Annotated in this window: 12 protein-coding genes; 5 read left to right on the top strand and 7 right to left on the bottom strand. The window is 67.3% G+C overall.

Annotated elements, in window-relative coordinates; all coding sequences use genetic code 11:
* The first annotated feature begins 139 nt into the window (after positions 1-139).
* The 3 genes from CAL15_RS17895 (at position 140) to nhaA (ending at position 2,820) form a co-directional block, all read left to right on the top strand.
* Entirely contained in the window at positions 140-427 is a 288-nt protein-coding gene (locus CAL15_RS17895) for a hypothetical protein (protein ID WP_086079828.1), read from the top strand.
* On the top strand, positions 424-1,344 hold the full coding sequence (locus tag CAL15_RS17900) for a 4-hydroxy-tetrahydrodipicolinate synthase family protein (RefSeq protein WP_086079829.1): 921 nt from the start codon (positions 424-426) through the stop codon (positions 1,342-1,344). Before CAL15_RS17895 ends, CAL15_RS17900 begins: the two co-directional genes overlap by 4 nt.
* Positions 1,345-1,458: 114 nt before the next feature.
* On the top strand, positions 1,459-2,820 hold the full coding sequence (nhaA, locus tag CAL15_RS17905; protein ID WP_086079830.1) for a Na+/H+ antiporter NhaA: 1,362 nt from the start codon (positions 1,459-1,461) through the stop codon (positions 2,818-2,820).
* A 463-nt stretch (positions 2,821-3,283) separates the two neighbouring features.
* Here nhaA and CAL15_RS17910 read toward each other — a convergent pair whose 3' ends face one another.
* Positions 3,284-5,512, bottom strand: coding sequence for an NADP-dependent isocitrate dehydrogenase (locus CAL15_RS17910; RefSeq protein WP_086079831.1), 2,229 nt, complete (start codon positions 5,510-5,512; stop codon positions 3,284-3,286).
* 237 nt (positions 5,513-5,749) lie between these two features.
* Positions 5,750-7,006 (bottom strand): NADP-dependent isocitrate dehydrogenase, encoded by a 1,257-nt coding sequence (gene icd / locus CAL15_RS17915; RefSeq protein WP_086079832.1) that lies wholly within the window; start codon positions 7,004-7,006, stop codon positions 5,750-5,752.
* A gap of 107 nt (positions 7,007-7,113) precedes the next feature.
* Between icd and CAL15_RS17920 the strand changes: the two genes are divergently transcribed.
* Entirely contained in the window at positions 7,114-7,539 is a 426-nt protein-coding gene (locus CAL15_RS17920; protein ID WP_086079833.1) for a DUF1841 family protein, read from the top strand.
* 18 nt (positions 7,540-7,557) lie between these two features.
* On the opposite strand, the gene CAL15_RS17925 is transcribed toward CAL15_RS17920, so the two are convergent.
* From CAL15_RS17925 to CAL15_RS17935, 3 genes are read right to left on the bottom strand one after another with little or no spacing between them, the layout of a single operon-like run.
* Positions 7,558-7,968, bottom strand: coding sequence for a hypothetical protein (locus tag CAL15_RS17925; protein WP_086079834.1), 411 nt, complete (start codon positions 7,966-7,968; stop codon positions 7,558-7,560).
* Positions 7,965-10,454 carry a cytochrome c oxidase subunit I gene (gene ctaD, locus CAL15_RS17930; protein WP_086079835.1) on the bottom strand — a complete coding sequence of 830 codons (2,490 nt, stop codon included), beginning with the start codon at positions 10,452-10,454 and terminating at the stop codon, positions 7,965-7,967. The genes CAL15_RS17925 and ctaD overlap by 4 nt, the downstream gene beginning before the upstream one ends.
* Before the next feature lie 8 nt (positions 10,455-10,462).
* Positions 10,463-11,161, bottom strand: coding sequence for a cytochrome c oxidase subunit II (locus tag CAL15_RS17935; RefSeq protein ID WP_198299082.1), 699 nt, complete (start codon positions 11,159-11,161; stop codon positions 10,463-10,465).
* Positions 11,162-11,204: 43 nt separating this feature from the next.
* Between CAL15_RS17935 and CAL15_RS17940 the strand changes: the two genes are divergently transcribed.
* Entirely contained in the window at positions 11,205-11,675 is a 471-nt protein-coding gene (locus tag CAL15_RS17940; RefSeq protein ID WP_086079837.1) for a DUF2231 domain-containing protein, read from the top strand.
* 25 nt (positions 11,676-11,700) lie between these two features.
* On the opposite strand, the gene CAL15_RS17945 is transcribed toward CAL15_RS17940, so the two are convergent.
* Positions 11,701-12,135 (bottom strand): CopD family protein, encoded by a 435-nt coding sequence (locus tag CAL15_RS17945; RefSeq protein WP_157666686.1) that lies wholly within the window; start codon positions 12,133-12,135, stop codon positions 11,701-11,703.
* Positions 12,136-12,394: 259 nt separating this feature from the next.
* Positions 12,395-12,757, bottom strand: a complete 363-nt coding sequence (locus CAL15_RS17950) for a c-type cytochrome (protein ID WP_086079839.1) — start codon at positions 12,755-12,757, stop codon at positions 12,395-12,397.
* Between the last annotated feature and the right edge of the window lie 3 nt (positions 12,758-12,760).

Raw genomic sequence — 12,760 nt, forward strand, 5'->3', positions numbered from 1 at the left:
GGGCGGTCGATTTTTTCGCGAGCTTTATGGCGTGCTGCCTATAGTGGACTCGTCAGCAACCACCGGCCAACGGCAGTTTGCCGCAGCACGCAGACCCCGCGCCACCCACGCCATGCCTCATCCGCAACGCCAGCCCCACATGCAGCCCCGCGCCTCCATGCCCCCCGGCATGCCGCTGGACGACTCGATCTCGATGACCGTGCGCATTCCGCCGCACCAGGTGTTGACCCTGCACGTGGCGCTGCGCCGCGCGGCTGCCATGCCCGCCGAGGTGCGCATCATCGGCACGGACGCCGCCGGCGGCCCGACCACCATGATGTTGCGCGGCACGCGCCACCACATCGACGCAGCCATGCACGTCGTGATGTGCGAGCTGCCGCAAGCCGAGTTCGGCGCCATCCATGCCATGACGGCGGTGTTCCGATGAGCGCCGCACATTCAACTGCCCAGACGAGTTGCGCCGCGTCGCTCGAAGGCCTGTGGCTGCCCATGATCACGCCCATGCGGCAGGGGCGCATCGACCTGTATGCCGCGCAGGCCCTGGCCCGCCGCTATCGGGAAGCCGGCATCGCCGGCCTGGTGCTGTTCGGCTCGACGGGCGAAGGCAGTCTGCTGGGTGTCGGCGAGAAGTGCGACATGATCGAGGCCGTGCGCAGCGATGATCATGCGTTGCCCGTGGTCGTGGGCGCGACCGGCATCGATACGCGCAGCGTGGCCGCGCTGGTGCGCCGACTCGATCGACTGGCGCCGGCGGGCTACCTGATTCCTCCGCCCTGCTATTTGCGCCCCAGCCAGGCCGGCATCGTCTGGCATTATCACCAGATCGCCTGGACCACCGAACGTCCCGTCATCCTGTACAACATTCCCGAACGCACCGGTGTCGCCATGACGGTCGACACCATCGAAACGCTGGCGCGCGATCCGCAGTACGCGGGCGTGAAGGAATGCAACCCCGTGCTGCTGATGGCGCTGAATCAGCGCGGACAGGTGCGGGCGCTGTGCGGCGACGACACCATGCTGATGGAGCACTTTTCATCCGGCGGCACGGGCGCCATCCCGGCCGCCGCCCACCTGTATCCCGAACGCTTCGTGGCCATGATGCGCGCGGCGCGCGCGGGCCACATGGACCGCGCCGAGGCGCTGTTCGCCCCGCTGCGCAAGCTGATCCGGCTGCTGTACGCCGAACCTAACCCGGGTCCGATCAAGCGCGCCCTGTCGATGCAGGGCCTGGTCGCGGATGAATTGCGCCAGCCCATGATGCCCGCCAGCGCCGGACTGACGGCCAGGCTGGAACGCGTGATGATGCAGATCGAGGATATGCGAGCCGAGTCGCAGGCGGCTTGACCGGCAAGAGAGGCGCCGCGCGTCCATGTACAATCGGAACCCGGGTGTCGGCTGCATTCCGCGGTACGGCAGGTTCATGCGTCGGTCGGGCCGCCACGCGGAGTCTCCGCGACCATGCAACACCCCTCCCCGCAGCACGGGCTGCCGCGCACGCAGGTTCTGGCCGAACGCGCCTTCGCCGCCCTCGAGCGCTTCCTGCACATCGAGGCCGCCAGCGGCATCGTCCTGGTGGCTGCCGCCCTGGCCGCCTTGCTCTGGGCCAATTCGCCCTTCGCTCCTAGCTATCACGCCCTCTGGCATCTGCCGATCACCATCGGAGTGGGCAGCCTGGCGTTCTCGCAATCCCTGCACTTCTGGATCAACGATGCGCTGATGACCTTCTTCTTCCTGGTCGTCGGCATGGAGATCCGCCGCGAGATGCATGAAGGAGCGCTGCGCAGCCTGAAACAGGCGGGCCTGCCTATCATGGCGGCGCTGGGCGGCATCGCCATCCCTGCCCTGATCTATGTCGGCATGAACGGCGATCCCGCACGGGTCCAGGGATGGGCGGTTCCCACCGCCACCGACATCGCCTTCGCCGTCGGCGTACTGGCGCTGCTGGGACGATCCATCCCCTCCAACGTGCGGATCTTCCTGCTGGCGCTGGCCATCATCGACGACATCGCGGCGGTCCTCATCATCGCGCTGTTCTACTCGGGCGGACTCGAGTATCACGGCTTCCTCGTCGCCGGCCTGGGCATCCTGATGGTGATCGCTCTGCAGCGCCTGGGCATAGGCTCGGCCTACGCCTACCTACTTCCCGGCGCGGTCCTGTGGACCGGGCTGCTGATGACGGGCGCGCACCCCACGCTGGCCGGCGTGGCCCTAGGAATGATGACGCCTGTCATGCCGCGGCCCAGCCGCGACCGGCCGCTGGACGTGATGGCGCGGACGATGGACTCGCTGCGCAACGACGAAGGCGTACTCGACGCGCATCGGCTGGCGTCGCCGCTGAAGCAGTTGCGGCTCGCCCACCGCGAGGTGCTGCCGCCGGTGACACGCGTCCAGATGGCCCTGCACCCGTGGGTGGCCTACGGCATCATGCCTCTGTTCGCCCTGGCCAATGCCGGGGTAAGCCTGCAGGGCGTCGACCTGTCCGCCCCCGATCCGCAATGGATCATGGGCGGCGTCGCGCTGGCGCTGCTGGTGGGCAAGCCCCTGGGCGTGGTGGGCATGAGCTGGCTGGCCGTCAGGCTGGGCTGGTGCAGTTTGCCGCCCGGCGTCTCGTGGGGCGGCATCTGGCTGGTCGGCCTGTTGGCGGGCATCGGCTTCACGATGTCGATCTTCATCGCGATGCTGGCGTTCGACGACCAGGCGCTGCTGGGTGCGGCCAAGCTGGGCGTACTGCTGGGGTCGCTGGCGGCCGCGGTGCTGGGGCTGGCATGGGGTGTGGTGTATCGGCGTCGGGCCGGCGTCAGGCAGTTGCAGGCGGCGTGACGGACGTCTTTACCGTACCGCTGGGGTGGTCCATGGCTGGTCGTTGATGGCGAGCTTATGGGAAAGAGAGTCCTTTGGTGCGCGGGATCGGGGTTCTTGAGCGCCTGGTCCATGACTGCGGATTCTCGTCCTCGCGCTCCGCGCTGCGGGCGCGAACCCTCCGCCATGGACCAGGCTCAAGACGTCTCGATGCCTCGGCCGCAACCAATGGATTCTGATTGGCGGTATGCGTGCTGACTAGCCGCGTACTTGCCGGAGAAGTCTCGCACGGAGCGCGACAAGCTGCGCCCGCAGCGCGAGTACGAGACTTCGCAGGTGAGTACGCGGCGGGTCAAGGACTCAAACTCCGCGCATCAGCGCTGAAGGGAGCGGGAAAAGCAAAACCCCGACAGGTCGCCCTGTCGGGGTTCTGGATGGTTCATTCACTGGGCAGGCATGCAGCCTGCCCGGAGAATGGCCGCTATCAGCCCAGCGCAGCCAGCGCGGCGTTCAGCGTTTCGCTGGGCCGCATGGCCTTGTTGACCAGGGCGGTGTCGGGACGGTAGTAGCCGCCGATGTCGACCGGCTTGCCCTGTTGCGCGCCCAGTTCGGCGACGATCTTGGCTTCGTTGTCGGTCAGGGTCTTGGCCAGGCCCGAGAACTGGGATTGCAGTTCCTTGTCCTCGGTCTGCGCGGCCAGCGCCTGGGCCCAGTACAGGGCCAGGTAGAAGTGGCTGCCGCGGTTGTCCAGGCCGCCGACCTTGCGGTCGGGCGACTTGTTCTCGTCCAGGAACTTGCCGGTGGCTTCGTCCAGCGTCTTGGCCAGGGTCTTGGCGCGGGCGTTGCCGCTGACGTTGCCCAGGTGCTCCAGCGAGGCGGCCAGGGCCAAAAATTCGCCCAGCGAATCCCAGCGCAGGAAGCCTTCTTCCACGAACTGCTGCACGTGCTTCGGCGCGGAACCGCCGGCGCCCGTTTCGAACAGGCCGCCGCCGGCCATCAGCGGCACGATCGACAGCATCTTGGCGCTGGTACCCAGTTCCATGATGGGGAACAGGTCGGTCAGGTAATCGCGCAGCACGTTGCCGGTGACCGAGATGGTGTCCTTGCCGGCACGGATGCGTTCCAGCGAGAACTTGGTGGCCTCGACCGGGCTCAGGATGCGCAGGTCCAGGCCGTTGGTGTCGTGGTCCTTCAGGTAGCGCTCGACCTTGGCGATGAGCTGCGCGTCGTGAGCGCGGTTCTTGTCCAGCCAGAACACGGCCGGCGTGTTGGACAGGCGGGCGCGGTTGACGGCCAGCTTCACCCAATCCTGCACCGGGGCGTCCTTGGTCTGGCACATGCGCCACAGGTCGCCGGCCTCGACTTGCTGTTCCAGCAGCACGGCGCCCGACTCGTCCAGCACTCGCACCACGCCGTCGCCGGCGATCTGGAAGGTCTTGTCGTGCGAACCGTATTCTTCGGCCGCCTGCGCCATCAGGCCGACGTTGGGCACGCTGCCCATCGTGACCGGATCGAACGCGCCGTTCTTCTTGCAGTCGTCGATGACGGCCTGGTAGACGCCGGCGTAGCTGCGATCGGGAATGACGGCCTTGGCGTCCTGCAGCTTGCCCTCGGCGTCCCACATGCGGCCGGAGTCTCGGATCATCGCGGGCATGGAGGCGTCGACGATGACGTCGCTGGGCACGTGCAGGTTGGTGATGCCCTTGTCGGAATTCACCATGGCCAGCTGCGGACGCTTGGCGTATTCGGCCTGGATGTCGGCCTCGATCTCGGCGCGCTTCTCGGCCGGCAGGTCGCCCAGGCGGGCGTACAGGTCGCCGATGCCGTTGTTGGGATCGAAGCCGATCTGCTTCAGGGTGTCGGCGTGCTTGGCCAGCACGTCGGCATAGAACGCCGAGACCACCTGGCCGAAGATGATCGGGTCGGAGACCTTCATCATCGTGGCCTTCAGGTGCACCGAGAACAGCACGTTCTGGGCCTTGGCGTCGGCGATCTGGGCCTCGAGGAAGCTGCGCAGCGCCTTCTTGCTCATCACGGCGGCGTCGATGATCTCGCCGGCCTTGACCGCGGTCTTTTCCTTCAGTACCTGCTTGGTGCCGTCGGCAGCGGTGAATTCGATCTTGACGTTGCCGGCCTGGGCGATCAGGGCCGACTTCTCGCTGCCGTAGAAATCGCCGCCCGACATGTGGGCCACGTGCGACTTCGAGTCGGCCGACCAGGCGCCCATCTTGTGCGGGTGCTTGCGGGCATAGCTCTTGACCGACAGCGGCGCGCGCCGGTCGGAGTTGCCTTCGCGCAGCACGGGGTTCACGGCGCTGCCCTTGATCTTGTCGTAGCGGGCCTTGACGCTCTTGCCCGACTCGGTCTCGGGCTCGTCGAAGTAGTCGGGCACCATGTAGCCCTGCTTCTGCAGTTCCTTGATGGCGGCCTTCAGCTGCGGGATCGAGGCGCTGATGTTGGGCAGCTTGATGATGTTGGCTTCGGGCCGGGTGGCGAGCTGGCCCAGCTCGGCCAGCGCGTCGGGGATCTTCTGCTCGTCGTTCAGGAAGTCGGGAAAGGCGGCGATGATGCGTCCCGACAGCGAGATGTCGCGGGTCTCGACGCCGATGCCCGACGAACGGGCGAAGGCTTCGACGATGGGCAGCAGCGAGTAGGTCGCCAGCGCGGGCGCCTCGTCGGTCAGGGTATAGATGATCTTCGATGGAGTGGACATGTTCTTCGCTTACCTTGATGATCAAGAAATGCGGCCGCCCTTCCCGCCGGATGGCGCAGCCCGGAATTCAGGTCTTATATAAGACCTCTATTATGGCATTAAAAATCCGCCCCGCAGACACCAGGTTCGGGGGAGGCGGCGGCGGGTGAACGAAGCCGCCCGAAAAGCCCGGAAGTCGGGGCCGGCCCGAAGGTGCGGCTTCCTTTCTACCGTGCTGCCGATGTCAGCGGGATGACATCACATGTTTTCCACCATTGCCCGCCCGAAGCCCGAGCACGACACCTGGTTGGCGCCCTCGAGCAGGCGCGCGAAGTCGTACGTGACGGTCTTGGACTGGATGGTCTTCTCCATGCCGGAGATGATGAGGTCCGCGGCCTCGATCCATCCCATGTGCCGCAGCATCATCTCGGCCGACAGAATCTCGGAGCCCGGGTTGACGTAGTCCTTGCCCGCGTACTTGTGGGCGGTGCCGTGCGTGGCCTCGAACATGGCCACCGAATCCGACACGTTCGCTCCGGGGGCGATGCCCACGCCGCCCACCTGGGCCGACACGGCATCGGAAATGTAGTCGCCGTTCTGGTTCAGCGTGGCGATCACGTCGAACTCGGCCGGGCGCAGCAGGCTGCGCTGCATGAACGCATCGGCGTAGACGTCCTTGATGACGATGTCGCGGCCCGTGCGCGGATTCTTCACCCGGCACCACGGCCCTCCGTCGATGACCTGCGCGCCGAATTCCTCGCGCGCCACGGCGTAGCCCCAGTCGCGAAAGCCGCCTTCGGTGAACTGCATCAGGTTCCCCTTGTGCACCAGCGTGACGGAGGCGCGGTCGTGGTCGATGGCGTACTGGATGGCCTTGCGCACCAGCCGCTGCGAGCCCTGGCGCGACACCGGCTTGATGCCGATGGCCGAGGTCTCGGGAAAGCGGATCTTCTTCACGCCCAGCTTGCCCTGCAGGAAGGCGATGAGCTCGGCGGCCTGCTCGGACTCGGCCTTGTACTCGATGCCGGCGTACAGGTCTTCGGAATTCTCGCGGAAGATGACCATGTCGGTCTTCTCGGGCTGCCGCACGGGCGAGGGCACGCCGCGGAAGTAGCGCACCGGCCGCACGCAGGCGTACAGGTCTAGCTGCTGGCGCAGCGCCACGTTCAGCGACCGGATGCCGCCGCTGGTGGGCACGGCCAGCGGCCCCTTGATGGACACCACGTAGTCCTTCACTACCTGCAGGGTTTCTTCGGGCAGCCACACGTCAGGCCCGTAGAGCTTCGTGGCCTTCTCGCCCGCGTAGACCTCCATCCAGTGGATGCGGCGGCGGTCGCCATAGGCCTTCTGCACGGCCGCGTCGACGACGTGCCGCATCACGGGGGCGATGTCGGCGCCCGTGCCATCGCCCTCGATGTAGGGAATGACGACCTGGTCGGGAACGGTCAGCGACGAATCGGCATTGACTGCGATCTTCCCGCCCTCTGCGGGAACCTTGACGTGTTGGTATGACATGGGTGCTCCACGGCGGAATCCGTCAATTCTATCTCGCCCTGTGGGCGGCCCACACAGAAGCGAGGCGTAAAATCAAGGTTTTCCGCAACCGCAATACGGCCCTGCCGATGTTCAATCCTTCCCGCGAGCAGGTTCGCGAATTCTTCGTCGAGTCCTGGCGCAAGCACCGCGCCAACCAGGTGCTGACCCCGCTCGAGTCCATGGCGCTGGACTGGATGATCGAGCATCCCGAGTACCACGCCGACCTGGAAAGCCCCGGCGCGATGGAAGCGGAGTACCCGGTCGAGAAAGGCCGCACCAATCCCTTCCTGCACCTGTCCATGCATCTGGCCATCGCCGAACAGCTGTCCATCGATCACCCGCGCGGCATCCGCGCCGCCTATCAAAAGCTGGTGGCGCGCAGCGACGCGCACCACGCCGCCCACGAGATCATGGACTGCCTGGGACAGGTCGTGTGGGAGGCCCAGCGCCTGGGCACCCCGCTGGACAGCGACGCGTATATCGAGCTGATCCGGCAGCGCGCGGAGCGTTGAGGGGCGTCGCCCGGCCGGCTACGCCGCGCAGGCCGGCACCGCGATCACCGGCAATCCGATCACCACGGTAGCGACCATCGCGCTGGCATCCATCGCCCATGCCAGCATCGCCAAGGCGCCGGCATTACCCGCAGCGCGCTGCCCGGCCGACCTCACGATGCGCATGCGGCGCCAGCTGCGCGCGGCCAGCACGGCGTGCGCGACGATGCCGACAGCCCACACCACGGCAAGGCCCCACGACACGCCGCCCGACATCGGCGGCGCCGGAAAGTACGACAGGATGGTCCCGCCGGCAGCCATGCGGCATCCCAGCGCATGGCCCGCGTACAGCACCGACAGGCACACCGCCCACAGCGACCACCCCGCCACGGCGCGCCACAGGCTCGGCGCCGAGGGCCCGCCGCGCTCGAAGCGCTCCTGTGCGCTCATGACATCCACCCCGGCATCCCATACAGCACCACCGCGGCCGTGACGGCCACGCCCGCGGCATACGTCTGCCACAGCCGCACCACCGCGGGCTCCAGTTCGCGGTTCGCGCCGACATAGCCCGCGCGGCCGCGCACCGCCACGAACAGCGCCATCACCACGCCGATGCCGCAATGGACGGCGACGTAGTACGCCAGCACAGTCGCCGCGGCCGCATAGGCATGGCTGTCCGCGTCAGGCAACAAAGACGCCATCCAGAAAAACGCGGCCGCGGCGCACACGCCCGACACGCCGCTGCCCACCATCCATGCCTCCCTCGCTTGGCCACGCCCGCGCCGATTGGCGGAGCAAGCCGCGTATGCCGATACCGCGGCGACCATCGCCGGTACGCTCAACGCAAGAGCCGCCCACGCGGACAGATCCAGCCAGGCCGGTGGCGGCCACTGCGGCGCCATCGTGCCCAGGAAGAAAATGCCGAACAGCAGCGAGGCATACAACGCGGCATCCGCGATTATCGCGCAGCACGTTCCCCACCAGCCGGGCGCGCCCGGCGCCAGCACGTGCACCGGCAGGAACACGCCGGGCGAGGCCTCGACCTCGGGCGGATCGCGGCGCTCGCCGCCGCGCCATGCCCACACGAGGAACACCGCCAGCGTGATGAGCGCCCCCACCATCGCCAGCGCGTAGGCCTTGAACAGGAGGCACAGGAAGAACAGTCCCGTGGCCAGGCCCGCATGCAGCGGCAGCCACGTGGGGCCGGGCAGTTCGGCCACGGCCTCGGGCCGTCCGCTCATCACGTCGACCGACAGCGTCTGCCGCCGCCCCGGCGCCGGCGCGGCCAGCCAATGCCGGCCGCCGGCCAGTTCGGCGCCCAGGTCCGGATTGTCCCAAAGCGGCTCGCGGCCCTGCACGCCGGGAATGGAACCGATGTTGTAGGCCGGCGCGGGCGTGGGCATTGCCCATTCCAGCGTGCCGGCTTTCCAGTGGTTGCGCGGCGCCACCGGACCGATGCGCGCATGCAGCAGCATGTCGATCAGGAAGACCGCGAACCCGGTCGCCTGCATAAACCCGCCCACCGACGACAGCAGATTCGGCACGTCCCAGCCCAGCTCGCCGGGATAGGTGTAAATACGGCGCGGCATGCCCAACAGCCCCGTCAGGTGCATCGGCAGGAACGTCAGGTTGAAGCCCACGAAGATGAGCCAGAACGCGCAGCGCCCGGCATGCTCCGAAGGCAACCGCCCCGTGAAGTGCGGCAGCCAATAACAGGTGGCGGCCAGGATGGGAAAGATCATCCCGCCCACCAGCACGTAGTGCAGGTGCGCCACCACGAAGTGCGTGTCGTGCGCCTGCCAATTGAACGGCACGAGCGCCAGCATCACGCCCGTCAAACCGCCCAGCACGAAGATGACCAGGAAGCCGCCCAGATACAGCATCGGCAGGCGGAACCGCACCTCGCCGGACCACAGCGTGGCCAGCCACGCGAAGAACTGCACCGCGGTGGGTATGGCCACCAGCATGCTGGCCGCCGAGAAGAAGGCCACCGCCAGTTGCGGAATGCCCACGGCGAACATGTGATGCACCCACAGGCCGAAGCTGAGAAAGCCCATCGCCACGATGGCCGCGACCACCCAGGTGTAGCCCACCAGCGGACGCCGTGCGAAGGTGGGCACCATGGTCGACACCATCCCCGCGGCCGGCAGAAAGATGATGTAGACCTCGGGATGGCCGAAGATCCAGAACAGGTGCTGCCACAGCAGCGGATCGCCACCCTTGGCCACCTCGAAGAACGGCAGGCCGAAGGCGCGCTCCAGCTCGAGCAGGATGCTGCCCAGGATCAGCGGCGGGAAACCCACCAGAATCATGCCCGCCGTCACCAGCATGTACCAGGCGAACAGCGGCATGCGGTTCAGCGACATGCCCGGCGCGCGAAACTTCAGGATGGTCGTGATCAGCTCGATCGCCCCGCACACCGCGGATATCTCGACGAATGTGATGCCGATCAGCCAGATGTCGCTGTTGATGCCCGGCCGGTACGTGGAACTGGACAGCGGCGTGTACATGAACCAGCCGCTGTCGGGCGCCACGCCCAGCGCCATTCCGGCGATGAGCATCGTGCCGCCGAACAGATAACACCACCAGCCGTACGCGCCCAGGCGCGGATATGCCATGTCGCGCGCCCCCAGCATCTTGGGCAGCAGGTAGAACGCGAACCCCTCCAGCATGGGAATGGCGAACAGGAACATCATCACCGTGCCATGCATGGTGAAGATCTGGTTGTAGGTGTCGCTATCCAGGAAACCGCCGCCGGGCGTGGCCAGCTGCGCGCGCACCAGCATCGCCAGCACGCCGCCGACCAGGAAGAAGAAAAGCGCCCCAATGATGAAACGCCGGCCCAGGGTGGAGTGGTTCACGGCCGACAGGCCGCGCCAGCCCGGCGGCGAGCCCCAATCCGCCAGCAGGGCCTTGTGGCGGGCGATGGGAGACATCTGGCGCCTCATGGCGTCACCCGGGTCGTGGACAAGGCTTGCAGGGCCGAAGGCAGGTCGGCTTCGTCATGCGCGCTCAGCTGCAGGAACATCGACGCGTGCTGCACGCCGCAGAACTCGGCGCATACGCCGTCATAGACGCCGGGCCGGTCCGCCTGGATGCGTATGGTATTGACGCGGCCGGGTATCGCATCGATCTTGCCGCCCAGGCGCGGAATCCAGAACCCATGGATGACGTCGACCGCGGTGACGCTGACGTGCACCGGCGCGCCCGCCGGCACGTGGATCTGGTTCACGGCATAGCGCGCGCCGTCCGGCGCATCGAGATGCTTGACCTCCCACCACCATTGATGCGCGATCACCTCGACGCGGTAGACACCGGGCCTCGCGAGCGGCGCGCGCAGGTCGCCTTCCTTCAACCCATAGGCCAGCAGCGCGGCCAGCACCACGCCGGGAAACGCCAGCCCCCCGCCTATCAGGAACAGCCGCGCGGGGGGCTGTTCGCCGCCGCTCGGCCGGCGCAGGCAGGCCAGCGTGGCAAGCATCACCATCACCGCCAGAATCGCCAGCGACGACCACGCCATGATGTCCCACACGAGGGCGACGGCGCGGGCATCGGGCCCCGCCGGGTCCAGCGTGGACAGCCGGCCCTGGCAACCCGCCAGCAGCACGCATGCGCACGCCGCGGCGGCAGCGCGGCATGCCACTTGCTGCCCTGCTGGCCATCCCCTCCGCAGACGAGAAGAACCCATGAAAAAACTGGCCAAGGCGCTGCCCGAAGGCACCACCACCGTGGTCGCGGTAAGCCGCCACCCGCTGCATCCCGCGCTGGTCACCTTCCCTATCGCCTTCATCGTGGGCGCGTTGCCAGCCGACCTGGCGTACCTGTGGCTGGCCGACGAGTTCTGGGCGCGGGCTGCTCTGTGGCTGCTGGGCGCGGGCACGCTGATGGGAACGCTGGCGGGCATCACGGGTACGGTGGAGTTGCTGGCGGTCGAAGGCATCCGCCATCGCGCCGCCGCGTGGAGCCATTTCGTCATGGCGGTCATGCTGCTGTCGGTGTCCTTCATCAACTGGTTCACGCGACTGCCGGACGCGCAAGCCGCCGTCTTTCCCATGGGGCTGTACCTGTCCGCGCTGGGCGTGGCACTGGTCGGCGCGGCCGGCTGGCTGGGCGGCAAACTTGTATTCGAGGACCAGGTCGGCATCCACGACGAGTAAGCGGCCCGGGACTTCGGACGCTCTCTCACCATGGCGCTCCCTCCAGGCCCGACAAGAGCGCTGGCTTGGCCAACACCAGCCACAGCACCGTCGGGATCAGTATCAGGGGCACGACGATCAGCCATGCCGTGGCCGCGCTGCGCTCGCGCTTGTGCGATCCCTCGTGGCCCAGCATCGCCAACATGCGGCCGCAGTACACGTGGAAGCCCGCCATCAGCGCCACCACGGCGAGCTTGGCCGCCAGCCAGCTGCCGGACGCCTGCGTCAGGTACGCCAGCCCGCTGCCGCTGATGATGGCCAGCACCGCCGCGGGCGACGCCACGGCGATGAAAGCGAATCGGCTCATGACGCGCAGACGTTTCGACGTCGCGGTGCTCATCTCGTGATCCACGCTGAACATCACGGGCATGTACAGCAGAGAGGCGCTCCAGATCGTCAATGTCGCGATGTGCAGGGACATCAACCACGCCATGCTGCGGTCTCGGCGTGATGGCAGCAGCCGCAACGCGTGCGGGTGTCTTGCGACACGAGGAACAGGCTGGCGTTTTCTATTTTCATGACGATCCCCGGGGACGACGTGCGATCGGCGCAGCAAGCGCCATGCCCGGGGATGTCGAGAAAATGGAGATCAGGCGCTCGATTGGCGCGGCACGAGCGTCACGCCCGCCCGTTCTGGCGAACGAGCGGGACCGACGAAATGTGGCGGTGTGACGTGGTACTTAGCGGCGCACGCCCAGGTCGCTGGGCTGCGCGGCCAGCCAGGCGGCCACGTTGGCGATGTCCTGGTCGGACAACTGGGCGGCGAACGCGCCCATGATGGGGTTCTTGCGTACGTTGGCGGTGGCGGGGCTGTTGGCGCCGCCGCGCTTGTAGGCGCGCAGCGCGTGCGCCAAGTAGTCGGCGTGCTGGCCCGCCAGGACGGGGTATTCCGGCTGCACCGAGGTCTTGGCATCGGCGCCGTGGCACGACGCACAGTTCATCTTGTCGAACACCGCCTTGCCGGCGGAGATGTCCTGCGCCTGCGACGGCAGGGCGGACATGGCCACGAGTACGCCCGCGAGGGCAGAGATAGCGCGTTTCATGTG

It is taken from the genome of Bordetella genomosp. 13, assembly GCF_002119665.1.
Taxonomy (GTDB): domain Bacteria; phylum Pseudomonadota; class Gammaproteobacteria; order Burkholderiales; family Burkholderiaceae_B; genus Bordetella.

What these genes read in the sequence shown, in the direction of transcription:
- CAL15_RS17895 (WP_086079828.1), top strand. Translation starts at nt 140, where the DNA reads ATGCAGCCCCGCGCCTCCATGCCCCCCGGCATGCCGCTGGACGACTCG.
- CAL15_RS17900 (WP_086079829.1), top strand. Translation starts at nt 424, where the DNA reads ATGAGCGCCGCACATTCAACTGCCCAGACGAGTTGCGCCGCGTCGCTC.
- nhaA (WP_086079830.1), top strand. Translation starts at nt 1,459, where the DNA reads ATGCAACACCCCTCCCCGCAGCACGGGCTGCCGCGCACGCAGGTTCTG.
- CAL15_RS17910 (WP_086079831.1), bottom strand. Translation starts at nt 5,512, where the DNA reads ATGTCCACTCCATCGAAGATCATCTATACCCTGACCGACGAGGCGCCC.
- icd (WP_086079832.1), bottom strand. Translation starts at nt 7,006, where the DNA reads ATGTCATACCAACACGTCAAGGTTCCCGCAGAGGGCGGGAAGATCGCA.
- CAL15_RS17920 (WP_086079833.1), top strand. Translation starts at nt 7,114, where the DNA reads ATGTTCAATCCTTCCCGCGAGCAGGTTCGCGAATTCTTCGTCGAGTCC.
- CAL15_RS17925 (WP_086079834.1), bottom strand. Translation starts at nt 7,968, where the DNA reads ATGAGCGCACAGGAGCGCTTCGAGCGCGGCGGGCCCTCGGCGCCGAGC.
- ctaD (WP_086079835.1), bottom strand. Translation starts at nt 10,454, where the DNA reads ATGTCTCCCATCGCCCGCCACAAGGCCCTGCTGGCGGATTGGGGCTCG.
- CAL15_RS17940 (WP_086079837.1), top strand. Translation starts at nt 11,205, where the DNA reads ATGAAAAAACTGGCCAAGGCGCTGCCCGAAGGCACCACCACCGTGGTC.
- CAL15_RS17945 (WP_157666686.1), bottom strand. Translation starts at nt 12,135, where the DNA reads ATGTCCCTGCACATCGCGACATTGACGATCTGGAGCGCCTCTCTGCTG.
- CAL15_RS17950 (WP_086079839.1), bottom strand. Translation starts at nt 12,757, where the DNA reads ATGAAACGCGCTATCTCTGCCCTCGCGGGCGTACTCGTGGCCATGTCC.